General features: G+C 39.1%; 24 protein-coding genes and 1 tRNA gene. 1 reads left to right on the forward strand and 24 read right to left on the reverse strand.

The window, feature by feature from the left end:
* Positions 1-14: 14 nt before the first annotated feature.
* The 10 genes from TMATH_RS11130 to TMATH_RS11170 form a co-directional block, all read right to left on the reverse strand.
* A complete protein-coding gene (locus TMATH_RS11130; RefSeq protein WP_013151021.1) occupies positions 15-968 on the reverse strand; it encodes a ComEC/Rec2 family competence protein in 954 nt (317 codons plus the stop codon).
* A gap of 50 nt (positions 969-1,018) precedes the next feature.
* Positions 1,019-1,240 (reverse strand): DUF3006 domain-containing protein, encoded by a 222-nt coding sequence (locus TMATH_RS11135; RefSeq protein ID WP_028992467.1) that lies wholly within the window; start codon positions 1,238-1,240, stop codon positions 1,019-1,021.
* Positions 1,241-1,315: 75 nt separating this feature from the next.
* Positions 1,316-1,391 (reverse strand) — tRNA-Thr (locus TMATH_RS11140).
* 109 nt (positions 1,392-1,500) lie between these two features.
* On the reverse strand, positions 1,501-2,781 hold the full coding sequence (locus TMATH_RS11145; RefSeq protein ID WP_013151022.1) for an adenylosuccinate synthase: 1,281 nt from the start codon (positions 2,779-2,781) through the stop codon (positions 1,501-1,503).
* 15 nt (positions 2,782-2,796) lie between these two features.
* Positions 2,797-4,179, reverse strand: a complete 1,383-nt coding sequence (locus TMATH_RS11150) for an NAD(P)/FAD-dependent oxidoreductase (protein WP_013151023.1) — start codon at positions 4,177-4,179, stop codon at positions 2,797-2,799.
* A 187-nt stretch (positions 4,180-4,366) separates the two neighbouring features.
* On the reverse strand, positions 4,367-5,614 hold the full coding sequence (locus TMATH_RS11155; protein ID WP_013151024.1) for a methyl-accepting chemotaxis protein: 1,248 nt from the start codon (positions 5,612-5,614) through the stop codon (positions 4,367-4,369).
* Positions 5,615-5,669: 55 nt separating this feature from the next.
* The gene (locus TMATH_RS11160; RefSeq protein ID WP_012996216.1) at positions 5,670-5,840 is read right to left on the reverse strand and encodes a XapX domain-containing protein; all 171 of its coding nucleotides are present in this window, start codon (positions 5,838-5,840) and stop codon (positions 5,670-5,672) included.
* A gap of 318 nt (positions 5,841-6,158) precedes the next feature.
* The gene (pepF, locus tag TMATH_RS11165) at positions 6,159-7,967 is read right to left on the reverse strand and encodes an oligoendopeptidase F (protein WP_013151025.1); all 1,809 of its coding nucleotides are present in this window, start codon (positions 7,965-7,967) and stop codon (positions 6,159-6,161) included.
* 350 nt (positions 7,968-8,317) lie between these two features.
* Positions 8,318-8,419: a MetS family NSS transporter small subunit gene (locus tag TMATH_RS11965; protein ID WP_012996218.1), complete on the reverse strand. Its 102-nt coding sequence runs from the start codon at positions 8,417-8,419 to the stop codon at positions 8,318-8,320.
* 15 nt (positions 8,420-8,434) lie between these two features.
* Positions 8,435-10,012: a sodium:neurotransmitter symporter family protein gene (locus TMATH_RS11170; protein ID WP_013151026.1), complete on the reverse strand. Its 1,578-nt coding sequence runs from the start codon at positions 10,010-10,012 to the stop codon at positions 8,435-8,437.
* A 193-nt stretch (positions 10,013-10,205) separates the two neighbouring features.
* Between TMATH_RS11170 and TMATH_RS11175 the strand changes: the two genes are divergently transcribed.
* Positions 10,206-10,901: a hypothetical protein gene (locus TMATH_RS11175; RefSeq protein WP_012996220.1), complete on the forward strand. Its 696-nt coding sequence runs from the start codon at positions 10,206-10,208 to the stop codon at positions 10,899-10,901.
* A 43-nt stretch (positions 10,902-10,944) separates the two neighbouring features.
* Here TMATH_RS11175 and TMATH_RS11180 read toward each other — a convergent pair whose 3' ends face one another.
* The 14 genes from TMATH_RS11180 to TMATH_RS11790 form a co-directional block, all read right to left on the reverse strand.
* Positions 10,945-11,463 (reverse strand): chromate transporter, encoded by a 519-nt coding sequence (locus TMATH_RS11180; RefSeq protein WP_013151027.1) that lies wholly within the window; start codon positions 11,461-11,463, stop codon positions 10,945-10,947.
* The gene (locus TMATH_RS11185; protein ID WP_013151028.1) at positions 11,460-12,050 is read right to left on the reverse strand and encodes a chromate transporter; all 591 of its coding nucleotides are present in this window, start codon (positions 12,048-12,050) and stop codon (positions 11,460-11,462) included. Before TMATH_RS11185 ends, TMATH_RS11180 begins: the two co-directional genes overlap by 4 nt.
* A 208-nt stretch (positions 12,051-12,258) precedes the next feature.
* Positions 12,259-12,888 carry a V-type ATP synthase subunit D gene (locus TMATH_RS11190; RefSeq protein ID WP_198002292.1) on the reverse strand — a complete coding sequence of 210 codons (630 nt, stop codon included), beginning with the start codon at positions 12,886-12,888 and terminating at the stop codon, positions 12,259-12,261.
* On the reverse strand, positions 12,888-14,267 hold the full coding sequence (locus TMATH_RS11195; protein WP_012996224.1) for a V-type ATP synthase subunit B: 1,380 nt from the start codon (positions 14,265-14,267) through the stop codon (positions 12,888-12,890). The genes TMATH_RS11190 and TMATH_RS11195 overlap by 1 nt, the downstream gene beginning before the upstream one ends.
* Entirely contained in the window at positions 14,260-16,032 is a 1,773-nt protein-coding gene (locus tag TMATH_RS11200) for an ATP synthase subunit A (RefSeq protein ID WP_013151029.1), read from the reverse strand. Before TMATH_RS11200 ends, TMATH_RS11195 begins: the two co-directional genes overlap by 8 nt.
* Positions 16,029-16,358 carry a V-type ATP synthase subunit F gene (locus TMATH_RS11205; protein WP_013151030.1) on the reverse strand — a complete coding sequence of 110 codons (330 nt, stop codon included), beginning with the start codon at positions 16,356-16,358 and terminating at the stop codon, positions 16,029-16,031. Before TMATH_RS11205 ends, TMATH_RS11200 begins: the two co-directional genes overlap by 4 nt.
* Positions 16,351-17,355, reverse strand: a complete 1,005-nt coding sequence (locus TMATH_RS11210) for a V-type ATP synthase subunit C (protein ID WP_013151031.1) — start codon at positions 17,353-17,355, stop codon at positions 16,351-16,353. Before TMATH_RS11210 ends, TMATH_RS11205 begins: the two co-directional genes overlap by 8 nt.
* A gap of 5 nt (positions 17,356-17,360) precedes the next feature.
* Positions 17,361-17,963, reverse strand: coding sequence for a V-type ATP synthase subunit E (locus tag TMATH_RS11215; RefSeq protein WP_013151032.1), 603 nt, complete (start codon positions 17,961-17,963; stop codon positions 17,361-17,363).
* 12 nt (positions 17,964-17,975) lie between these two features.
* Entirely contained in the window at positions 17,976-18,458 is a 483-nt protein-coding gene (locus tag TMATH_RS11220) for a V-type ATP synthase subunit K (RefSeq protein ID WP_012269824.1), read from the reverse strand.
* A complete protein-coding gene (locus TMATH_RS11225; RefSeq protein ID WP_013151033.1) occupies positions 18,459-20,432 on the reverse strand; it encodes a V-type ATP synthase subunit I in 1,974 nt (657 codons plus the stop codon).
* Positions 20,419-20,742: an ATP synthase archaeal subunit H gene (ahaH, locus tag TMATH_RS11230; RefSeq protein WP_013151034.1), complete on the reverse strand. Its 324-nt coding sequence runs from the start codon at positions 20,740-20,742 to the stop codon at positions 20,419-20,421. Before ahaH ends, TMATH_RS11225 begins: the two co-directional genes overlap by 14 nt.
* 264 nt (positions 20,743-21,006) lie before the next feature.
* A complete protein-coding gene (locus TMATH_RS11235) occupies positions 21,007-22,236 on the reverse strand; it encodes a uracil-xanthine permease family protein (RefSeq protein ID WP_013151035.1) in 1,230 nt (409 codons plus the stop codon).
* Positions 22,237-22,455: 219 nt separating this feature from the next.
* Positions 22,456-23,826 (reverse strand): hypothetical protein, encoded by a 1,371-nt coding sequence (locus TMATH_RS11240; protein ID WP_013151036.1) that lies wholly within the window; start codon positions 23,824-23,826, stop codon positions 22,456-22,458.
* Between the two features lie 26 nt (positions 23,827-23,852).
* Positions 23,853-24,011, reverse strand: coding sequence for a hypothetical protein (locus tag TMATH_RS11790; protein WP_232192579.1), 159 nt, complete (start codon positions 24,009-24,011; stop codon positions 23,853-23,855).
* Positions 24,012-24,302 lie beyond the last annotated feature (291 nt).

The following is a 24,302-nucleotide window of genomic DNA, read 5'->3' on the forward strand; positions in this document are numbered from 1 at the left end:
GTATTAAAGTAAATTTATCTTTTAATCTCACTTCCCGACAAATAATCCCCCGGCTCTACATTAAAATTTATAGTTTTGCCATCACTTACTGCAATTACCGTCCCACATTCATCTGTCCTATATACTATTATTCCTAATAACTTAAGCTTTTTCATTGTTTCTTTGTGGGGATGACCATAGTCATTGTATTTACCACAAGATATAACAGCATATTTAGGATGTACTGCTTTTAAAAATTCCCAGGTGGAAGCTGAGGAACTGCCATGATGTCCAATTTTTAAGACATCGGCTTTTAAATTATCTCCTTTACTTAGCATTTCCTTTTCAGATTGTTCACCAGCATCTCCTGTAAATAAAAAAGAGGTATTACCATACGTAATTTTTACTACCGCACTGTAATTATTTAAGTCCTCGTAATGGGAACTATTTGGCGCAAGCATTTTTGCAATTACACCATCTCCAAGGTCAATTACTACTCCTGCTTTTGCAACATTTATAGACAGTCCCTTCAATTTAGCTGCCTTTAGAACTTCTTCAAATGTCCTTGTTGTCGTCGTTACTTTAGGTATGTAAAACTTTCCTATTTTGAAAGTTTTTAAAACTTCCACTATACCTCCTATGTGGTCATTATGAGGGTGAGTTCCGATAAGTATGTCAATTTTATTGATTCCGCGGCTTTTTATGTAATTTACAACTTTACTGCCCATTTCATGCGTTCCTGCATCTATTAACATCGTTTTGCCTGATGAAGTTTGTATAAACATGCTATCGCCTTGCCCAACATCTATATAATTTACTGTTAAAATATCCTTTCCAGCTTCTTTAACTACCTTTTGTTGACTTTTTATTTCCTCCTGTAAAAACTGTGAAGCCTCATGAATAGACGCATTGTCAAATATTGTACAACCTACTAATATAAAGGTAAATAATATCAATGTAAAAGATAGCAGTAATCTCTTTTTGTACATAGCTAGAGCCTCTCCTCCAACTTGTTTTCCATTTTAGGATTTATCTGTTTTTATTCGTCTTTAAATAAATCTTTTGCTAAATCTTCAACAGCTCTTTTGCGTTTTTCTGTTTCCCCTTTATCTACATCCACACTAAATATTACTACATCACCTTCTTTTACATTCTTAGGAAGTAATTCTCGAGGTAAATTAAAAGTCTTATGTTTCCATTCTATGACTGCCCAATCCCCTTCAAATCTATCTATAATGCAAATTTCATTTTTCTTACTCATTATCATTCACCCCATGCAAAATTTCACTAAAACAAAAAAACAAGGTCTTATCAACCTTGCTTTTTGACAAAAAAATGGAGCTGGCGAAAGGACTTGAACCTTCAACCTGCTGATTACAAGTCAGCTGCTCTGCCAATTGAGCTACGCCAGCACCTTTTTAGCCCTTCGTTGTCCTGACATTTATATATTATACTTGGAACGGCAGTACATGTCAAGCTTTTTTATAAATTTTTTCTAGAAAAGCATCTTCACTTTATTTTTCAAAAATCTTTTAAAATAATTGTTTGATTTCTTTCCGGTCCTACAGATATTATTGTTGCTTTAATACCCATTAACTCTTCTATTCTTTTTACATACTTTTGAGCATTATAAGGTAGGTCCTCAAAAGTTTTGGCCCCTTGTATATTCTCATCCCACCCGTCAAATTCTTCATAAACAGGCTCGCATTGTGCCAAATCCTCAAGACTTGCGGGAAAATCTGTTATTATTCTGCCATTAAATTTATATCCTGTACAAATTTTTATTTTTTTAAGCCCTGTCAGAGTATCAAGTTTTGTGAGAGCAAAATGTGTTATGCCGGATACTCTTACCGAGTATCTAAGAATCACAGCATCCAGCCAGCCACATCTTCGTGCTCTTCCTGTTGTAGTACCGTATTCATGGCCTTTTTCTCTTAAAAATTCAGCGTTTTCATCAAAAAGCTCGGTAGGAAATGGGCCTTTGCCAACCCTCGTAGTATACGCCTTCACAACTCCAATAACTTCGTCAATCATTGTAGGCCCTATACCGGCACCAATTGTAACACCGCCTGCTATAGGATGGGAAGCAGTAACATAAGGGTAGGTGCCCAAATCTAAATCAAGAAGTGTCCCTTGTGCTCCTTCAAATAAAACTCTTTTACCATTTTTTATCAAATCGTATAAAAGCACGGTTGTATCAGTAACAAAAGGTTTTATTTTTTCAGCATACTCTAAATATTTTTTGTATATTTCTTCAAAGTCAAATTCTTCAGTTCCATATATCTCTTTAAAAAGTTTATTTTTCTTTTCTACATTTCTTCTAAGTTTTTCTTCAAAAACTTTTGGGTTTATAAAGTCACAAACCCTTATACCTATTCTCTCTGACTTATCCATGTAACAAGGGCCAATTCCTCTTTTAGTCGTCCCTAGATCGTTTTTCCCTTTTGAAATCTCTTCAAGTTCATCTTGCTTTATGTGATAAGGAAAAACGATATGGGCTCTATCGCTTATTTTTAAATTATCTACGCTAATTCCTTGTTTTTGTAAATTCTCTATCTCCTCAATCAAAGATGCCGGGTCAATTACCACGCCATTACCAATTACGCAAATTTTTTCGGGGTACAATATTCCAGAAGGAATTAAATGAAGTTTATACTGAATACTTTCTTTTTCAACAGTATGCCCCGCATTATTCCCCCCTTGGTATCTTACAACTACATCGGCCTTTTCTGCAAGATAATCAGTAATTTTCCCTTTTCCTTCATCTCCCCATTGGGTACCAACTATAACTAATGTTGACATAATTATTCTCCTTCCTTACTTAACTCTTTCCAATATTTCTCTTGCAACTACAACGCCAGATACAGAGGCTTGTGCTAATCCTCTTGTAATTCCTGCTCCATCTCCCGCCGCAAATAGATTTTGGATTTGCGTTTCAAATTTGTCAGTAAGCTTTACTCGCGAGGAATAAAACTTTACCTCAACACCGTATAAAAGCGTATGTTTAGAATATACCCCTGGAGATACTTTGTCCAAAGCTTGCAACATCTCAATTATTGACTGCAAAAATCTATAAGGTAACACCAAGCTTAAATCCCCTGGCGTTGCATCTTTTAAAGTTGGTTCCACAAGGCCTCTCTTAATCCTTTCTGGAGTAGAACGCCTTCCCGCCAGTAAATCTCCTAATCTTTGTACAATTACTCCATCTCCTAACATATTGGCAAGTTCTGCTATATAACGGCCGTATTCTATAGGTCTATTAAAAGGATGGGTAAATTCTTTGCTCACAAGTATTGCAAAATTTGTATTATCAGTTTTTATATCTTTGTAGCTATGTCCATTTACTGTTTTAATTCCGTTATTATTTTCTATCACAACTTTACCATAAGGATTCATACAAAAAGTCCTTACCCTGTCATCGAAGGACTTAGAATAATATATAAACTTCGATTCATATATCTCTTTTGTTATATCTTCCATGACAACAGCAGGAATTTCTACTCGCACTCCTATATCGACAGCGTTATTTTTTGTTTCTAATCCTAACCTGTCAGCTTCTCTTTTGAACCATTCAGCCCCTTCTCTTCCAGGTACAACAACTATATATTTCCCATAATACTCTTCTCCTTTTTCTGTAACTACTCCTTTTGCTTTTCCATTTTCTACAATTATCTCAGCAACAGGTGTCTCTGTTTTTATCTCCACTTTTTGCCCAATATAATCTCTCATGTTTTTTATAATGTCAAAGCACTTTTCTGTACCCAAATGTTTTATCACTGCAGGAATCAATTTTAAATCTGCAGCTTGAGCTCTTTTTTCTATTTCTCTGATTTTTTCTCTATCTGTACCGTGAACTTCTGTTGTCCCTCCAAATTTTACGTATATACTATCAACATAATTTATAAGATCGTTAAGCTGCGACTTAGGCATGTATTCATCTAAAACCCCACCAAACTCTGACGTCAAAGTTAGTTTTCCATCACTAAATGCCCCTGCGCCCCCTATTCCACAAGTAATAGCGCAGGGTTTACAATTGGCGCACTTAGAACCATAGGCATTAATAGGGCAAATTCTTTTTTGTATATCTTTCCCTTTTTCTAACAGCAATATGTCTAATCCATCTTTTTTATCGATTAGTTCCAATGCGGTAAAAAGTCCCGCAGGACCTCCTCCAACGATAATGACATCGTACATCCTCATAAAGATAACCCCTTTTACTTAGAATGTGAAAAGCAAAAGCCCGTTATATATATTATCAGAAAAAAAAGCATAAATCAATTAAAATACGAATTTTATCTATAAAATTATATTAAAAGTTCACTTTTGAGCTTGTTAAACAGCAAAAAAATAAAAGACAGGCTTTTTTAGCTCTGTCTTAATCATTTTTTTATACTGAGACAACATGTTTTGACAATATATTCTCAAGAGTACTAGCTGACTTTAACAGATTTTCCGAACTTTCTTTTATCTCCTCTATAAATTTCATGTGTTCTTCTGTAGATGCGGCAACTTCTTCGGTAGAAGCAGCAGTCTCTTCTGACACTGCTGTAATATTTGCTATAGATTCTATTATTTCATCTTTATACCTTGCAAGTTCCATCATCGCATTATTTAACATCTGTATATTTTCAGTAATAGTATCTATTGAATTCTTAATCTCATTAAAAGCAGCATATGTAGTTTCCACTTGTTGGGCTTGGTCTTCTGCAATTTCTTTTACCAGATTTGCTTTTTCTACTGTCATGTCTGTCTTTTGCTCTATTTCACTTATAATCTTGGCTATTTCACTTGCGGCTTGTCTTGATTGTTCAGCTAGATTTCTAACTTCTTCTGCAACAACTGCAAATCCTTTACCTGCCTCCCCAGCCCTTGCTGCCTCAATAGCGGCATTTAAGGCAAGCAAATTAGTCTGGTCTGCAATTCCAGTTATCACTTCTATAATTTTTTCAATATGGTGAGAATTTGTTTGCAATTCATTTATTGCACTGACAACTTCGTCAATTGACTCTTTTGTAACGTCAGTTTTTTCTTTCAAAGAATTTATTGTATGCATGCCATTTTGGCTAAGTTTATCAGCATTTATAGTAGACTCTTCCACGGCTTTGAAAAATTTAGCAGAATTATCAACACTGTTGCCAATATTCTGCACCATATCAGCCGCATTAGAAGTATCCTTTGCTTGCTCAGAAGCGCCGTTTGCAATCTCTTCAACTGCTTTAGAAATTTGTTCAAAAGTCACATTCCCCTGTTCAATCGATTTAAAAAGGGTATTCGCTGTATCTTTAGTGCTTTGGGCAAAAGTAGAAACGTCTTGTAAAATTGCTCTTACCTTTTCCATCGTCCTATTAAAAGTCGTTATTAATGTACCAATTTCATCTTTTCTTTTTAAATTTACCGTAACTGTAAAATCGCCCTCCTGCGCTTTTTTAAGTTCGTCAATCAATTTTTTAATAGGCCTTGTAATATTTAATGAAATAATTACTGACAAAATTAATGACAAAGCAAAACTAACACTTGCCACTGTAATAAAAACATGCATAGCTTTGTCATCAATCGCAAAATAATAAATAGTCCCCACCGGTATAGCCGCTATTATAAAAAACGAAATAATAAGCCGCCACAACATGCTTTTCATACGCGTTCCCCCTTTATAGATTACTCTTAACCCTACCACCCTGCTATTTTACACTTTACCTACCAATTATTTTAAGAAGGTATTCAAACAATACTCCTCCAAGATAAATTCCTATAATGCCAGCAACACCTGGTAATACATTTGGAGCAGGAAGTGGTAATTTCAAAGACGAAAAAACTAATCCAACAATCAATCCAGTAACCAATGCTAGCAATGTTTCTTTCACATTAACACCTCACTTTATTTTTATCGGTATTTTTATTATTTTACTTTAACCAATTTTATATTATATCACAATTTTTTGTCACTTGTCAGACGTCTAATTACTTCTATCTGCAAATGATCCCTTGTATAGGTAAAGATATTCTTTAGCTTAAATCACTTTCTTTCAATATACACTTTTACATATTTATCTAACATGTCCTATAAAAATTCCTAAAGTTCTCTATATTACCAGTAAAATTTTGTAAAAAAACTGATACCCGACTTTGAGTATCAGTCACAAAATCAAATTTTATCATAATAACAACTAATAACGATATATTTATTTTTGTAATTCATCTGTCAACTTAATTATTTCATCTATTATACTACCAATATACCCAATTGTATCCAATAGTGGTCTTTCTGTAGTTATGTCTACACCTGCCATTTTAGCCAGTTCAACTGGTGTCTTGGTTCCGCCTACTTTCAATACCTCTTTCCAATCTTCCAATGCTTTTTGTCCTTCTTCCAAAAATCGCTTATTTACTTGTGTAGCTATAGTAAGCCCTGCACTGTAAGTGTAAGGATATAAGCCCATGTAATAATGAGGCTGTCTCATCCAAGTAAGCTCCGCTCCTTCATTAATTTTTACTGCGTCTCCCCAGAATTTTTCTAATACCTCTTTTTTTATTTTATTTAAAGTAGGAGCTTGAACAGAGCCACCTTTGTCAATTATTCTGTATACCTCTCTTTGATAGGCCGCTTCTAACAAGTGAGTCACAAAATTATGGTAATAGGTGCGAGATATCAAAGTAGAAAGTACCCATCTTCTCATCCTTTTATCTTGTGTATTTTTCATTAGATAATTTGCCATAAGTAATTCATTCATAGTAGAAGGAGCTTCTATAAAGTACAAAGAAGGCCTTGAATCAAATATATTTTGGTACTGATGAGCTAAATAAAAATGCCCTGCATGCCCTAATTCGTGAGATAGTACAAACACTTCTCTCATCCTATCAGTCCAATTAATCAATATAAAAGGATGAGCTCCATAGGGAGTAGAACAAAAGGCACCTGTAGATTTACCTTTGTTTTGAGGAAAATCTATCCACCTTTCCTCGAAGGCCCTTCTTATCATTTCTCGATAATCTTCTCCAAGAACTGATAATCCTTCTTCTATGTACTTTTTCGCCTCTTCAATCGTTATTTCTGGTTCAAACGCAGGGTCTACTTCTAATTTTAAATCCGCAAAAGTCATTTCATCTAAGCCGTGTATTTTTTGTAAAAGTTTCGCAAACTTTCTCATATGAGGTGCCAAATGTTCCATTATCAAATCGATTTGCCTATCATATAATTCTCTATCTATTTCTTGAGGAAATAAAAGGCTGTCAATGACAGAATCAAACTTTCTCAAAGTCGCTATTGTCTTTTCTTTTTGCACTTGCACTTGGTAAACCGCAGCTATAGTATGCTGATATTCTCTTAATTTCTTAGAAAAAGCCTCAAAAGCCGCCCTTCTAATTTTTGTATCATTTTCATATTCCCATTTACCTTCAAATAATGCAAAACTTAAGGGATATTCCTTCCCGTCAACTCTAAAGGTGCCAAAATCCATATCCGCTAATTTCGCCATGTTATAAATGTGATAAGGTGCTTCTAAAACACTTGAAAGAGCAGATAATGCTTTTTCTACTTCTGGATGAAGAGCATGTTTTTTCTTTCTGATTATTTTTCTGAGGTAATTTGCATTTTCCTTTGATTCTTCTATAGCTTGATTTATTATTTCTTCATCTAATTTTGTAATCTCTGATTCTATAAAACTTATCCGGCTTTCAATATCAGAGGCTATGTTTGAAAATTTTGCCCGTCTTTGTAAATTTTCTGTATTCGCCTGGTCAACTGAAACAGCAAGATATGCATAAGAACCTGCAAGATTCATTAGTTGAACCAACTTTTTCAAGCTATCCAAGCAGCTATTAATCATCTGAGGAGTTTTAAGCTTTCCTTTAAACTTTTCTTCTAACTCTTTTGCAAGTTTTTGAGCCTCCTCTACTGCCTCCTCATACTCCTTTTCCGTCTTAAAAATTCCCGACAAATCCCACGTCAACCTTTCATCTACATCTTTTCTTTCTAACAATTGCGTACTCAACAAAATTTCCCCCTTTTAATATTTTTTAAACATGTAACAAATTATAATATCCTTACAAAAATGTTGCAATAATGCCTCCCAATGAGACAGCACTATAAAATGTTAACAGTTTTCATCGCATACAATTTTAATTATTCTTTACTTACTTACTTACTTAATATAATATATGGTAAAGAAAGCAAATTCAACCCGATTTAATTCGGGGTAAAATGTTGAAAAATGGATGGAGGTAAAACTTGTATGAAAATTTAAAGCCTTTGCAATTTAAGTCTTTTATTTATTCGCAAAGGCCTTTCAGAGTAACATCTTTATTTATCTCAAAAAGGAGCTGCGAAAATTCGCAGCTTTTATTATTTTGCCTGGTATTTTATAAGACTTGTTAAGGTATAATATACTCCTCCCAGTATTACAACCCAGGCAAATACCATGAAAAACAATGCTCCACCAGACATATTTTACGCCCCCTTTTAAGCTTTCGTACTTTTTTCAACACGAGCATTACCAAATTTTTTTTGGATAGTGTAGTAGGTTTCAGCAAAACCTATGATGAGTATTGTCAAAAGCAACAAGCGAGCACCTTGCACCCATGGAATGAGCTCAGGAGTTTTTTCCACAAAACTAGGAATCCACTTGAAATAGCCATCATCTATATAGCTTTTTGTGGAGAAAATAAGCAATACCGCAATTGATAGCGGTGTTATGAATTTAACCATTACATTGAAAAATCCTGAAGGTACCTTCCAATAACTGCCCCTATTGATTTCTTCTTTAGCCTTCTTTTCACCAAACAGCCAACCCACCACCACAGCTTCGATGAGCCCCACAATTACTAAGAAGTAGTTACCCACCCAGTTGTCAAGCTCAGTAAGGAAAATTAGTTCACTAGTCCTGGTTAAGATGGGTTCTAAAGCAGACGGCAGGCCTACAAGAATGTAGAACCCAAACACCACCACAGCTCCTATTTTCCTCGGTACATTGAGGTCTTCTTGAAGAATAGTTATAAGGTAGTTATACATCGCTATTGCTGAGGTAAATCCCGCAACAAACAACACTAGGAACCATAAGGCACCGAAAAATTGGCCACCTGTCATCATTCGGAACACATTGGGAAGAGCGATGAAGGAAAGTCCAACACCGCTTGCTACGCCTTCGGGACCGAGGAAGGTGTAGGCTATCGGAATAGCAATAGTACCCCCCAAGATCACTTCGGCAAATTCGTTTAGGAATACCGTGGTAGTAGCAGAAAGAACAATGTCTTCATCAGGTTTTAGATAGGATGCGTAATTCTGGATAATACCCATTCCTAAAGATAACGTAAAGAATATCTGGCCCGCAGCAGCCAGTGCTGATTGCCAATTCAATTCGCTCCACTTGGGGCTCCAAATGTAGTCAAGGCCTTTTATAGGCGACCAGTCCGGATTCACGGGAGAACCAAGGGTCAGTGTCCTTATGATTAAGATAAAGCCAAATACATAAAGTAGCGGCATCATAACTTTAGCCCATGCTTCGATACCCTTCTGGACACCACGACTGAGGGCAAACGCCAAGAGAGCAAGTGTTATTACCCAGAAAGTAATCGACAGGCTCGGATTCTGGATATAGCTCCCAAAAACTTCGGCGGTAGACCGCGCAGTGCCCATATAACCACCAGTCAAGGAAAGGTAGCTGTAACCAAGGGTCCACCCAGTAATTTGTGTGTAATATGCATTTACAAGAACTGTAACAGAAAATACTAGCATACCGATAAGAGCTCCTATAATTGCTGCAGAAGAATGTCCGAGTTTTTCTTTAGCCTGCAGGTAGGTCATGCAACCAATGGTACCATGACCATATTTTCCACCGTAGCGGCCCTGCATCCATTCTACATAGATAAGGGGAATTCCAAGGAGTAAAAGTGCAGCAAAATAAGGTAACATGAATGCGCCGCCGCCGTTTTTGGCAACCTGGTAGGGAAATCTCCAAAAGTTACCTAAACCTATCGCATTCCCAGCCATATCAAGAATGAGTCCGATTTTAGTCCCCCAGTTTTCTCTATTTTCTGGCATAAAAACCCTCCCTTATAAATTTTTTAGAGCCATTATACATTAAAAAAATTTTTTTGTCAATACATTAATAATCATTTGTTATTATTCTATGATATTGTCATATTAGTAAAAAAGTACTAAAAGCTTCCCAACAAATTTATTATATGATATAATAAATTACCATGAAAAATTCACAAAAGCTGGAGGTAATAATGTGGCAAGCGAAATATTTAAAATGCTGATGTCCATCGAAAAATGGGCAAAGTCCGCCGACATCCCAGCCTCCGTTCGTACCAAGATTAACAAAGAGCTTGTAAAAGCCAAAGTCCGTTATGAGAATTTCGATCCCAGCAAAATGAAAAACACTGAACAAAAAAAAGTCTACGAAGCCGTTATAAAAAAAGGTGAAAAAATAGAGAAAAAGCTAAACTTCAAAAAAAGCGAAATAAAAGATGAGGTCTATTCCTATTTACGATATACCAATGCAGCTTATTTTGATTTCATGAGCGCTCTAGCCCCGCTGAATATCGGGATCCGCTTCTATGCTTTGACTTCCGCTTTGTTCATAGCCCTCTCTCCAGCTTTTTTGGGAGCTGCTTTTTCGTTGGCCTTTCTGATACCTATCTTCCTGGGGCTTAACGCACTTAAAAAAAGGCACACTTTGGGTTATACCATAGCAATGCTAATAACACCTCTATCTTTTGCAGTATCAATTATGTGGCTGCGCTTTGGATACAGAGTACTAATCGACTACCAGGCGGTACTTTCAGAAACTGTACAAACAACAGGAAAATCTCCACAGATTGCAAGCTTTTTAATAACGGTGCCGCCTGTGCTTTCCCTTCTACTTCTTTTTTCGGCAGGATACATGATTTACCAGCTTACGAGAGCCAGGGACATGCTTATTTAAATGAAAAAACCTCATATGACTATTTTACGATTTACAAACTATTCTAATACATAGCAATACCTAGGGTCGCAGCTACAACTATCATTATGAGAGGATTAATTTTTAAAAGATACAACCCCACAAACACCACCACTGCTACCAGCACATCTTTAATGCTGGCAAAGGAGCTCTTTCCTACGGAATAAGCCGCCTGGATAATGAGTGCGATAACTGCCGGCCTGACTCCCTTAAAAAAGGCATCTAACCAAGGTAAGTGGCGATACCTCATTATCAAAAGTGCGAGAATGATTATAATCAGAAAAGAAGGAGCTGTAACTCCAATAGTAGCTGCTACTGACCCCCAAAATCCTCCTATTTTATACCCTACAAAGGTAGCCGCATTTATGGCTATGGGACCAGGAGTCATCTGTGAAATGGCTATTATATCCAGGAACTGGTCCACTGACAGCCAGTGATGGATATCTATAATCTCTTTTTCAATGAGAGGAATCATCGCGTAACCGCCGCCAAAACTGAAAGCTCCTATTTTAAAAAACACCCAAAAAAGGCTTAAATATATCATTTACCCTCACGCTCCTCTGGATCCCGAAGTCTGTTTTGTAATAACATACCAGCTATTCCCGATGTCAGGATCACTATTATAGGATGAAGGTCAAAGATAAGGAGAGCTGTGAGAGAAATAGCTGCTATTGTGGCGCCAGCAGGAGTTTTAAAGGCAGCCTTGCGAAGGTTAAAAGCAGATGCCAATATGAGCACAACTATGCCTGGGTATATCCCCTTGAAGGCCTTTTTTACATAGATGCTGGATTTGAAGCTGTCGTAGAACAAAGCTATAAAGACTATTATCAGAAACGAAGGAAGTATAGTCCCCAAGGTAGCTATGAATGAGCCAACAAGACCATACAATTTATAACCTATGTATATGGAAGTATTTATAGCCACTGCCCCGGGGGCCGACTGAGTTACAGCAATTATATCCAGAAATTCCTCTTCCTTTATCCATTTTTGCTTATCTACCATTTCTTCTTTCATAAGGGGTATCATGGCAAACCCTCCGCCTAATGTAAAGGCGCCAATTTTAAAAAAAGCCCAAAACATGAGAAAAAGTTCTCTTGGCTCCAGCTTTTTTATTTTCCCCTTCAAGGTCATCACATCCTTTTTTATAATATCTCTTTTAATCAATTATATGACGATTTTTCATCTTACCAAACTTTTGAAGATGACAACTTAATATAAAAAAAGAGTATTAGAATAAGTGTTATATGTAAAAATTTGAAAACTAAGGAAAGTATAAAATTAAAATAAAGGGCGGGCATTCAAAAACTACCCACCCTGATTTTTAACAAAGAAACGTTTTTTATCCTTGCATCACCATTTCTTTTATCTTCATAAGCCTTGTGCGGCTCGAACGTTCATTTTCATCCAACTTCATCGTGATGTATTTTATAGTGTCTTCAAGCTGCGGTATTAAGACATATTCTAGGGCGTTTACCCTGCGGCGAGTCTTTTCTATCTCATCGGCCATGAGCTGGCAAGCTTTTTCGATCTCAGCTAGCTTTAACATCTTCGGCAGCATGGTCGACAAAGTACGTATGGCCGCGTCCATTTCCGCCGACGTGTTCGCAAAACCATAAGGGTAGAGATTTTTACTCTCCTCCTGTGATATCTCTAACCTGGGTACGTTGACGCTCATGATGTTTTCCTTTTTAACGTTTATACTGACCTTAGCCGAAGGAATCATGAGACTCTCTTCCACCACGTTGGCTGGCATTTGGCTTCTTGCCATGGTGAAACTTCTAAAAGCACTGATGAGCTCAGCCTCAACCTCCTCCCGCAAAGCTTTATTCTGTTTTACCATGTCCAAAAATTTCTTCACAAGCTCGTCCTGCTTGTCTTTCAAAAGCTTGTGGCCACGCTTTGCGGTTACAAGCCTTTTTTTCAAATTGGTAAGTTCCATTCGTGAAGGATTTACATGTATCATCTTCACTATTCTCCTTTTACAGGAAGGTATTTGTCAATATACTCGTCCCTTACCCTCTTGAGCTCGGCTCTTGGCAGGATTGTCAATAGATCCCAACCTATCGTGAGGGTCTCTTCAATGCTCCTGTCCTCGTCTTCCCTCTGGGCCACATACCTGGCCTCAAACTCATCGGCGAATTTTGCATAAAGCTTATCCGTATCGGAAAGAGCACCCTCACCTAGGATTACCGCCAGCTCCTTCGCCTGCTTGCCGCGAGCGTAGGAGGCAAACAGCTGGTTCATAAGGTCGGCGTGATCTTCCCGAGTCTTGCCATGCCCAATACCTTTATCCTTAAGTCTCGACAGAGACGGAAGCACGTCTATCGGCGGATATATACCCTTCCTGTATAGTTCGCGACTTAAAATTATCTGACCTTCAGTAATATACCCGGTGAGGTCAGGTATCGGGTGGGTCTTATCGTCCTCAGGCATGGTCAAAATAGGTATCTGTGTAATCGAACCTTCCCTTCCCTTAATCCGACCTGCCCTCTCATATATCGTTGCAAGGTCGGTATATAGGTAGCCGGGATAGCCCCTTCGGCCAGGAACCTCTTTCCTCGCGGCCGAGACTTCTCGCAAAGCTTCGCAGTAATTAGTCATGTCCGTCATGATAACAAGTACGTGCATGTCTTTTTCGTATGCCAAGAATTCTGCGCAAGTCAAGGCCATACGTGGAGTAGCTATACGTTCGATAGCCGGGTCGTTAGCCAGGTTGATAAACAGTACAGTGCGATCTATAGCCCCGGTACGCCTAAAATCTGATATAAAGTAGTCAGCTTCCTCAAATGTTATGCCCATTGCCGCAAATACTACCGCGAACTTACTGTCAGTACCAAGTACCTTAGCCTGCCTTGCTATCTGCGCTGCTAGCTGGGCATGAGGTAGACCTGAAGCCGAGAAAATCGGGAGTTTCTGCCCCCTTACCAAAGTATTTAGCCCATCGATGGCAGATATTCCTGTTTGAATGAACTCGGAAGGGTAATCGCGGGCCGTCGGGTTGAGGGGGTTGCCGTTTATATCCAGCCGCTTTTCCGGTATGATCATGGGGCCTTTGTCCCTCGGACGGCCCAAACCATCGAAAACTCTCCCCAACATATCGATAGAAACCCCGAGCTCGATGCTTTTCCCGACAAACCTTATTTTGCAGTCGTTGATGTTAAGCCCCGTAGAACCTTCAAACAGCTGAACCAGTGCTTTATCACCGTTGACCTCCAGTACCTGTCCCCTACGGATTTCCCCCGAGCCGGTCTCAATTTCCACCAGTTCATTGTATTTGACGCCTTCCACCTTTTCAACCAGCATTAGCGGGCCGACAATTTCTCTAACGGTTTTATACTCCCTAAGCATCGGCTGCACCTCCTTCAGTGAGGTCCTGCATAGCCTTCTTTATCTCCTTCTCTATTTCGTCGAATACAGCCAACTTCGACTCTTCGACATATTTAGCACGGGCAATTTTCTCGCGCACCGGGTGCTTTTCTATTTCCGAGAACGGGGCACCTTTTTCAAGAGCTTTCTGCGCTTCTTGATAGAATATCATTATAAGCTTAAGCATTCTATACTGCTTTTCCATTGACGAGTAAGTGTCTACCTCGTGAAAAGCATTTTGATGTAGGAAATCTTCCCTGATAGATCTGGCAACTTCTAATACTAAGCGATCTCTAGTAGAAAGAGCATCGATACCTACTAATCTTACGATTTCCTGAAGGTTTGCTTCTTCTTGTAGTAGTTTCATAGCCTCGCTGCGCAATTCGCCCCAGTCACTGCTCACGTTTTTGTTCATGTAATCTTCCACAACATCGGAATACAGAGAATAGCTCGTCAACCAGTTAATGGCCGGGAAATGGCGCGCATAGGCCAACTCCGAATCCAGAGCCCAGAACACCTTCACCACGCGAAGAGTTGCCTGAGTAACCGGCTCTGACAAATCGCCCCCCGGTGGGGATACAGCACCTACCACCGTCAAGGCTCCCTCCCGGTTGTCACTACCAAGGCATATGACTCTGCCTGCTCTCTCATAAAACTCGGCAAGCCTCCTTGAAAGGTAGGCTGGATAGCCTTCTTCTCCCGGCATTTCTTCAAGCCTTCCGGACATTTCACGCAAAGCTTCGGCCCAGCGAGACGTTGAGTCAGCCATTAAGGCCACACTGTAACCCATGTCTCTGAAGTATTCCGCTATAGTTATACCGGTATATATCGAAGCTTCACGGGCTGCCACAGGCATGTTGGAAGTGTTGGCAATAAGCACCGTTCGTTTCATGAGTGGTTCCCCTGTCTTGGGGTCCTTGAGCTCTGGGAATTCAAGGAGTACGTCGGTCATCTCGTTGCCCCGCTCACCGCATCCGATATATACCACTATTTCAGCATCGGCCCACTTAGCTAGCTGGTGCTGAACCACAGTTTTGCCGCTGCCAAAAGGTCCAGGTATGCACGCTGTACCACCCTTGGTAACCGGGAAAAGGGTGTCAATAACTCTTTGTCCAGTAGACATCGGAATTTCAGGAGGTAGCTTCTCCTTGTATGGCCTAGCCTTTCGAACCGGCCATTTCTGCATCATCGTGACTTCCACTATCTCTCCAGAATCGGTTTTTATTCTGGCAACAGGTTCGGTTACTGTATATTCGCCTTCCCTAATGTCTTCGACAATACCCGAAATACCAGGAGGAACCATTATGCGGTGTTCAACTATCACTGTTTCCTGCACTGTGCCAATAATATCGCCTCCACTAACCTTATCGCCAGACTTAACTTTAGGCGTAAATCTCCATTTTTTCTCGCGATTTAATGCAAAAACGTCTATGCCTCTTGTAATAAAGCTGCCAACTTTTTTTTCTATAACGTCAAGAGGTCTCTGGATTCCATCAAAAATACCTTCTAGCATTCCCGGTCCCAGTTCGACACTGAGAGGTTCTCCCGTCGACACTACAGGGTCCCCAGGGCCCAGTCCAGAAGTTTCTTCGTATACCTGAATTGATACCCTCTCTCCACGTATTTCTATGATTTCACCTATAAGCCCTTGATTACCCACCTTTACCACATCGAACATCTTGGCTTCAGGAAGTCCCTCAGCTACCACAAGGGGACCGGAAACTTTGGTTATTATACCCTGGCTCATTCCCTTCCCTCTCTTTCAAAAATGATATCTGCTCCAATAGCTTTTTCCACAGATTTTTTCACATCATTTATCCCGATTCCCAACGTACCCCGGTTGCTGGGAATCAACGTAATAATGGGCAATATTTTATCCCTGAAAAAATCTATCTTCTCCCTTATCTTTTCTGCTAAATGTTCGGTTATGAAGATAACAGCATAATTTTCCCGAGCAAGTTTCATGAGTGTGTCCGCTGCTTCCACCTCGTCAATGGCCGGGAAAGTATCAATACCCGTTGACTTAAATGAAAGCACCGTATCGTGGTCCGCGATTACTCCTATTTTATACATAGACATCCCTCAGCCTTTCCCTTATCATGTCTTGAGAAATTCCATTGATTTTTCCCACAATTAAAATCCTCAATATTTTGAGTTCATTCTCTTTGGCCCCAAGATAACCCACAACGGTTTCTAATCCAAAAGGCTTATATAGCCCCCTTCTCAGCATATTAAGTAGGAAATCGTCGGCCAACTTCTCGTAGGCCGCTGGACTACTGATTGACATCCAGTTTTCTAAGCCTTCTTTAACAACCATAGAATACTTGGAAGATGCCAGTGCCTCGATCAGCACTGGCACTGGTTCTTGAAACATTTCCTCGAAAAACTCGGGTTCAATACTGCCACCCGGCAGGAGAGATTTCTCCAGAGTCCTCAAATCTGACTCCATATATTTTAACCTAACCATAGTCTTTATGTTGGTGAGGTCAACTATCGCAGCCAAATAATTTTTAAGAAAATCGTGGCTTATGCTCTGGACCAAACGATTGAGTTCTTCATATAAAGCCCTGTCCAATATAAGGTCTACCTGTTGCGGGTCCAGGGTTTCTTCGTAAACTTCTACAGCCTTCTCAAAAGCGACCCGCATCAACTTCGGGAGAGCCACATCCTTCTCACCTTTATTCAACCTTAAAAGCTCTTCGACAGGGACTTCTCCCAAGGTCGAAAGATTCTTCGGCACATCAATACCGAGTATTCTACTTTTTAAAAGAACTTTCAGATTATGATAGTCGTACTTTAAGGTAAAAAACCTTACAACTCTATCGTCTTTTAAAGAGTCTTTTATCATCTCCAAAGTTTTTTTCATGTTGTTTTCTAAAGCCTTTTCAAACTCATATATATTTTCTAAATCCTCAAAATCTGAAGCATAATCGGTCTCACTGAGGACCCTCATGACTGCATCCATGTTCTCTGCTTCAAGGATCCTCTCGACAATGGCCCGGCTCAACAGCTTGTTTTCCAGAGACCTTATTCTGCCCGATGCGTATAGGAAATCCTGTTCTATAACCATCGCTATCACTCCTCAAAAAGTATTCGGGCCACTTCAGTCTCCAATTCTTCCCTCTGGGCCTTAAGCAGGTAATCGAAAGTACAATTGACCTCTACCGTCGCCGATTTTAATATAAACCCGCCTTTTATAGTTCTTTTCTCTCCTGAAAACCTAATATTGCCTGCCTTGCCCTGCCTTTTCAAGGCTTCGTTAACCTTCGCAAGCAATTCATGAGTTATCTTTCCCTTGTCATCCTCGGAAACAACAATTTCCTCATTACCGTCAACGGTAGCGGCCAAAATCATGCGGTAGACCAAGTCCCTGTACTTTTCTGGTTCTAGATTTAGAAGTTTATTTTCCGCCCTGACGAAGGCTTCGTTTATCAAATCCTGTTTCGCTTCCAAGTAGCGCTTTCTCTCTTCCAGTTCAGCAATAGATAAAATTTTCCTCTTTTCCTCCCCGGCCGCCTTCTTGGCCTTTTCCTCAGCATCGGCTTTTAGTTGTGCAGCTTGTTTCCCCGCTTTCTCTAGGATTTCGGTTGCTTCTTTTTTTGCATTTTCAATTATCCGTTTTTTTTGCTCTGCGGCTTCTTCAAAAATCTTTTCCTTAATCTTTGCAATACCCTGCATTATAAGCACTCCTTATGCCAGCTTTAAACCGAAGAGCATTAGTATCGAAGCGAGCAGTGCTAGCACCGCGTAAGTTTCCACCATAGCGGAATAAGTTATACCTTTAGCTAGTTCTTCAGGTCTTTTGGCTACTATCCCTACACCAGCAGCCGCAGCTCTGGCCTGGGAAATAGCTGAAAGCAAGCCTACTATAGCTATAGGAAGGCAGGCTGCAAAAACTAGCAGTCCTTGATAGGTGGTAAGAGGCAACAAATTTCCTCCCAAGATTCCTATCCTTTGCATCACCACAAAACCTGTAAGCAAACCATAAATTCCTTGAGTTCCAGGCAATGCCTGTAATATCAGAGTCTGGCTAAATTTACTGGGGTCTTCGGTAACTACTCCCGCGGCAGCCTCACCCACCATACCGACTCCTTTGGCTGAACCAATTCCTGGCAGAAAAACCGCCATAGCAGCTCCTAACAGTGCAAGAACTTGACCAAGTGTAACTTCCATTTAAACTCCTCCTTCAAAAGTTTGATTTTTTAAATTAACTCTACCAATATCTTCTAGATCCACATATTTCGTGTCTATCCTCAAAGGTTGGAAGGGTTTGCCTCCACCCTCGTAGAACTTACCGAAAAATTCAATATACTGCAGTCGGCTGCTGTGGACATAAGCGCCCAAGGCATTTACTGCGACGTTGAAAAGGTGACCTCCTATCAACACCAGCAGCATCGCTATATACCCGAATATATTTACTCCTAGCATTCTTGCCATGGTATTGATGACAGTAGCTATAACGCCTGTTGCAAGGCCCAACGCCAGCAGACGGGAGTAAGAAAGCACGTCGCTTAAATAACTAGTGACATTGTAAAGGCTTAAAAGCCCCGACATGAACTTTTTTAAAATATTTTTCTGAGATCTCCCCTGCGTCAGCACAAGGCCTATTGCGCCGGCGGCAGTTACATATTTTGCTATTCCTGCTAAATTCGGAAAAGCCATCATCACGAGCCCTGTCAGTAGCACCAGCCACAGTCCCTGATCCATGAAAGCATCGGCTACCCTTCCCTTTTTTATATTTTTATAGGCGCTCAAGATTATACCAGTGTATATCTGTATCAGACCAAAAGCAAAACTCAAAAACAAAACAGCCAACGGATTGTCAAGAGGATTCAGCCAGAGCGGCTTGACCTTAATAAGGTCACCAAACCAGCTACCAAAAATCATCCCCCAGATAAAAGTCGATATTCCTCCTAGGAACAAAAGCTCCGCCAGCTTTTTACCCATCCCTTTCAATTTGAGCTTCCAGAGAGCAAGGCCTGACAGCAGGGACAGCACCAGACCATAAGCCGCGTCACTAACCATCATACCAAAGAACACAAAGTAGAAAGGCGCCATGAACACATTAGGGTCTATCTCCCTTGGATTTGGAAGACTGTAGAGCTCGGTTATTATCTCAAAAGGCTGCACTAACCTCGGGTTTGACAAAACCACCGGTATGTCATCATCTTCCGACGGTTCGGTAAAAACTATGTAGGCAGCACTGGTGACGGAGGTAATCGCTTCTTTTACGGCTCCCACCGACGGCTCGGGAACCCAGGCTTTCATCAGGAAGACTTTTTCAGTACCTGCCATTTTCATGAAGTTCTCTTTTTTCTTTTTTTCTACAAACCAGTAATCGTAAAGAGCCTCTATGTCCAGTAGCCAGTTCGCTAACCTAGAAATTTCTGTCTTTATTTCTTGCCTTTCGGTTTCGATGTTTTTCAACCTTTCCTGAAGTCCGGCAATTATCTTCAACGGGGTTCCTGTAAATCCCTCAAATTCTTCTGTATTAACCGAAAACTCCTTAAATAACTCTTGAATATCTGATTTTACCGAAATATGATAGACTATTAATAAAAATTCCTCTTCCCGACCTTCCCCTACCGGGATTATGTCTACCGGTAGTTCTTTTTCAGCCATTTTATCCCTGAAGGATTTGAAGTTCTTTTTTGGGATTACCACAGCCCTTACTTCCACGCTGCCGGCATTGCCTAGTTCCTCTACGGGGATATCCAATCGCTCCCATGGTTTCATTAATTCAACCTTGTTCTTTATTCTGGATTCTTCCGACTTAAGCCTTGAAATTTTCTGGTCAAGATCAGAAAGTGAGTCTATGACATTAAAAACTTCGCTTTCCCGGTTAAGGAGCTCCTGCAACTTTTTCATGCTGACCTTGGGTCTACCGTAGATTAATGGATTTAACTTCTTGCCATAAGGCTTCAAAAAATCGATAGCAAATTTCAGCCTAGTAAGCTTTAATTCAATCTTCGATAGCTCGCTATTTACTTGTTCCGAAAATTGATGTTCTGTAATGTCTATGTCAATATCTTTTTCTCTCAAATCTGCAATTTCAGCTACTCCTAGTTTCTGCAGGGCACCAACTATTTTATCTCGCTCCTCGTTCAGGCCAAAAAGGTACATTTTTTTCATCTTAACAATTGCCATGGAAAGTCACTATCCTCTCCACAATTAAGTCTACAGCTTTTTGGATACGGCCTTCCGCCTTTTCCCGAAGTTTTTCAATTTCGTTTTCATACTGTTCCCTCAAAGCCACAACTTCTTTTTGCGCTTCCCTTTTTGCATCTTCTATAATATTTTTAAAAGTTTCTTCCCCTTTTTTGCGGGCCTGTGAAATCAATTCTTCAGCTTCGCGGTTGGCTTCAGCCAATATAGACCTTGCTTCACGCTCGGCCTCTTCCACCATTGCCCTGGCGCTGTTTTCCGCATCTTTGATATCCTCCAGGATTTCTTTCACCCATCCGCCACCTCCATGGTAAGAAAAAATTATTTCTTTACAATGATGTATGTAATATCAAATCCTGCTTGTATTAAAAGTGTAACATATTGCTTTAATATTATGCCTTTATACATACGGTATTATACAATATTGATAAAAAAAAGTCAAAATAATGAATCAATACTTAAAAATAATACGGTAATTTCACACCCATAGGAAATCAATTTTTATTATATCATACCAAAAAATAAAAAGCAGGGAAATATATTCCCCCGCTCAAAATTATTCTTTAGGCAATACCTGGTTCAATATTATACCGATAATAGCAGCCAGACCTACACCACCCAGCTGAATACCACCCCACAGGTTCACTACGGCACCACCTATGCCAAAGACTAGAATAGCGCTAGATATTATAAGGTTTCTTGACTTTTTGAAATCTAAAGCATTCTCCACGACAGTCCTAATACCAATGCTGGCTATCATGCCAAACAGGATTATAGATATACCGCCTATGACTGGTTCCGGCACTGTTCTTATTAGGGCAGTAAGTTTCTGACAGGTAGAAAGTATTATAGCCATGACTGCTGCCACCCTCATCACCTCGGGCTTCCAGACCCCAGTCAACGCTAAAACGCCAGTGTTTTCCGAATAGGTAGTGTTGGCGGGACCTCCAAATAAGCCCGCTAAAGATGTGGCTATACCATCACCTATTAATGTCCTATGAAGACCTGGATCTTTTATGAAGTCTTTCTGTACAGTAGCTCCTACGGAAAGCACATCGCCCACGTGTTCTACTATAGTAGCCATCGCCACAGGCGCGATAAGACCAATCGCCACTGGGTTGAATTCGGGTTTTGTAAAGGCCGGTATGGCAAATAGCGCTGCTTCCTGTACAGGTTTCAAATCCACAATTCCTAAAATCAAACTCATCACATACCCTACAATTAATCCTACCAGTACCGGTATCAGTTTGAAAAAACCTTTGCCGTACACGCTAACAAGTATTACCGTCGTAAGCACTATCAAGGCAACCGTCCAGTTTTGAGAGGCATTTTTAATTGCTGCTGGTGCCAGATTAAGGCCTATAACCATTATTATCGGACCAGTTACAATAGGGGGCAGAAGGTTTTCTATTAATTCTCGCCCTAAAAAGTAAACTAGCAGCGCCATCAATCCATAAAGTAATCCGGCTATTATGATGCCTCCTTGAGCCGCCGGAATTCCCCATTGTTTTACCACTAGTGCCACTGGTGCGATGAAAGCAAAGGAAGAACCTAGAAAAATAGGAACTTTTCTTTTTGTAACCAAGTGAAACCAGAGAGTCCCAATCCCTGCAGTAAAAAGAGCTACTCCCACATCAAGCCCAGTAAGCAGTGGTACCAATACTGTGGCACCGAACATCGTAAAAGTATGTTGTAATCCTAGAATAAGAAGCTGTAGCAGTGAAATTTTGTCTCCCTTCTTTATTGGACCTGACAATTCTTTTGTACCTACAGTAAGTTCTTTCATAATTTTCCTCCTCTCAAAAATTAAGCCTCTGCTGTGAGTAGCAGAGGCTTTTCCTCGTCAAAAAAGCCTTTCCCATCAGGCGGAGAAAGGCTTTCTCTCTTCTTTACGTAATTCCCTCTTCGCCTTACTAGCCTCACAGGACCAGTTTAAAGGCCAACTTTATTCACTTTCGCTTCTTTTAGTATATTATCATGAACAAGGAAAGTTGTCAATGGCCTCTTAATCAAACACTTTTGATAAATTTTCTAAATCCTCTTCAATTATTTTCAAAGCAAAAGGAACAGGTCCTATATTCATATAAGCAATATTACCTACTTCCTTCCAGTTACTTTGTGTTTCTATAAATCTCCTAAGAAAACCATCGCCAACATTAAACCAACTCTTATAAAAAATGTTGGTCACTAGTCTTATATTTAAAAAGACCTTCCCTTCTTTTTCATATTGATCAAGTTTTTTATCAATCTCCTCAAATTCTTTTACGCTATCATTCCAGCTTCTAATTATATTTTCTACAGAAACATCATTAGCTTTTAAGTCTCCATAATGTATTATATCTGGGTATTCCATCCAATTTTTTGAAAGTGTCGCAAATATATAGGCAAGTTGGTATTTAATAAGAGCCAATGAATAAAAATTATTTTTTTCTAATTTTTTTGCAGTGTCATAATTTCCTACAGAATATTTATAAAGTTCTTCACCCCACGACTTGCTTTTTATTTTGGCCGATATAGCTTCTACTACTTTTCCTGCTCTTTCTCTGTATAAGTCCAAAATTTCTCTTTTATCTTCTTCAGAATGTTGTCCTATCTTTATGGTATCAATAATTATCTGACTGCATTCAATTTGATTTTTTGCCATTTGAAGAACCGAAAGCGTTGAACCTAAAGCTCTAGCCCTTTGTACTTGTGTCTTTTCATCTGTACCACTTTCTCGACTTAATTTTACATATTCTGATAAAAGTTGTTCTACCTGTTTAAACAAATTAGTTCTAACATCTTCAATAGTATTTTCTACATACGATAGATTGAGCCAGCTCTCAAAATTTATTTTGTTATTATTTTCATACTCTAATGTTTTTTGAGACAACTTTTCTACTTCATATGTGAGTGTCTTGTAAATATCCAAAGCCTCACCATATAGGCTAGGTAAGTCATTGTCCGACAAACTAAATGGCAAGACATAATACCCATCAACCAACACTTCTTTTGCATACTCCCAAGTTTCAACCCAGTTATCATTTTTTTCTGCAGCATCCTTCATTTTCTGCGCAACTAGCTCTAAATTTTTATTTTGATCGGTTAAATAAAGAAGTTTTTTATCATTACCCACTCTTTTAAGAAGATTCAATGCTTGTAGATAATCTTTTTTTGCTTTTTGTATCATATCGCTATTGTTTTCAGCCATAACTACTTTATTAATAAAATCAAATTTTGGAGGATTATTGCCTATTTTCGTTTTTATACTGTTTGCAATTTCTGGCTCATCATTATTTTTGTGAATATTACAACTTGGCAGTATTAATATTAAAATAAAAAAAATGCTTATAAGAGAAAAATATCTCTTATAAGGGTTCTGAAAATTCTTTGCCATAAATTTCATCTCCCGGTTACTGTTTTTTATTGACCAATTTTAAAATCTCCTACAAGCCATATATTTATATCCCCTTCTTTTATCCATGATATACTCATAGTCCTTATCTCATCAGACTTTTGAGCATTAAGTTCTTTTGCATATTGAGTAAGAGGTATATGCTTGATATTTTCTTGCTTATACAAACCTCTAGGACCATTAATAACTGGTCAGGATAAGCTTAAAAAAATAACCATAGAGTCCTGTAAAAAACTTTATAACTTAGAAATTACCAAAGAAAATGGTATGGTCGTGATGAAAGAGTTGTGAATTTTGATTCTAGAACATTTGAAATTCTACCACAAAGCCTCAACTACTCCTAATACATTCCTAAAATCCCTTTCTTTTTAGCTTTTTTGTCTGCTATATCAAAGATTAAAAGACCAATTACAAAAAACGGCTGTAATTGCAATTAAGAAATTAAAAAATTAATAAAA

This window comes from Thermoanaerobacter mathranii subsp. mathranii str. A3, assembly GCF_000092965.1.
Classification (GTDB): Bacteria; Bacillota; Thermoanaerobacteria; order Thermoanaerobacterales; family Thermoanaerobacteraceae; genus Thermoanaerobacter; species Thermoanaerobacter thermocopriae.

What these genes read in the sequence shown, in the direction of transcription:
- TMATH_RS11130 (WP_013151021.1), bottom strand. Translation starts at nt 968, where the DNA reads ATGTACAAAAAGAGATTACTGCTATCTTTTACATTGATATTATTTACC.
- TMATH_RS11135 (WP_028992467.1), bottom strand. Translation starts at nt 1,240, where the DNA reads ATGAGTAAGAAAAATGAAATTTGCATTATAGATAGATTTGAAGGGGAT.
- TMATH_RS11145 (WP_013151022.1), bottom strand. Translation starts at nt 2,781, where the DNA reads ATGTCAACATTAGTTATAGTTGGTACCCAATGGGGAGATGAAGGAAAA.
- TMATH_RS11150 (WP_013151023.1), bottom strand. Translation starts at nt 4,179, where the DNA reads ATGAGGATGTACGATGTCATTATCGTTGGAGGAGGTCCTGCGGGACTT.
- TMATH_RS11155 (WP_013151024.1), bottom strand. Translation starts at nt 5,614, where the DNA reads ATGAAAAGCATGTTGTGGCGGCTTATTATTTCGTTTTTTATAATAGCG.
- TMATH_RS11965 (WP_012996218.1), bottom strand. Translation starts at nt 8,419, where the DNA reads ATGTCTGGTGGAGCATTGTTTTTCATGGTATTTGCCTGGGTTGTAATA.
- TMATH_RS11170 (WP_013151026.1), bottom strand. Translation starts at nt 10,012, where the DNA reads ATGCCAGAAAATAGAGAAAACTGGGGGACTAAAATCGGACTCATTCTT.
- TMATH_RS11180 (WP_013151027.1), bottom strand. Translation starts at nt 11,463, where the DNA reads ATGATATATTTAAGCCTTTTTTGGGTGTTTTTTAAAATAGGAGCTTTC.
- TMATH_RS11185 (WP_013151028.1), bottom strand. Translation starts at nt 12,050, where the DNA reads ATGACCTTGAAGGGGAAAATAAAAAAGCTGGAGCCAAGAGAACTTTTT.
- TMATH_RS11195 (WP_012996224.1), bottom strand. Translation starts at nt 14,267, where the DNA reads ATGCTTAGGGAGTATAAAACCGTTAGAGAAATTGTCGGCCCGCTAATG.
- TMATH_RS11200 (WP_013151029.1), bottom strand. Translation starts at nt 16,032, where the DNA reads ATGAGCCAGGGTATAATAACCAAAGTTTCCGGTCCCCTTGTGGTAGCT.
- TMATH_RS11205 (WP_013151030.1), bottom strand. Translation starts at nt 16,358, where the DNA reads ATGTATAAAATAGGAGTAATCGCGGACCACGATACGGTGCTTTCATTT.
- TMATH_RS11210 (WP_013151031.1), bottom strand. Translation starts at nt 17,355, where the DNA reads ATGGTTATAGAACAGGATTTCCTATACGCATCGGGCAGAATAAGGTCT.
- TMATH_RS11215 (WP_013151032.1), bottom strand. Translation starts at nt 17,963, where the DNA reads ATGCAGGGTATTGCAAAGATTAAGGAAAAGATTTTTGAAGAAGCCGCA.
- TMATH_RS11220 (WP_012269824.1), bottom strand. Translation starts at nt 18,458, where the DNA reads ATGGAAGTTACACTTGGTCAAGTTCTTGCACTGTTAGGAGCTGCTATG.
- TMATH_RS11225 (WP_013151033.1), bottom strand. Translation starts at nt 20,432, where the DNA reads ATGGCAATTGTTAAGATGAAAAAAATGTACCTTTTTGGCCTGAACGAG.
- TMATH_RS11235 (WP_013151035.1), bottom strand. Translation starts at nt 22,236, where the DNA reads ATGAAAGAACTTACTGTAGGTACAAAAGAATTGTCAGGTCCAATAAAG.
- TMATH_RS11240 (WP_013151036.1), bottom strand. Translation starts at nt 23,826, where the DNA reads ATGGCAAAGAATTTTCAGAACCCTTATAAGAGATATTTTTCTCTTATA.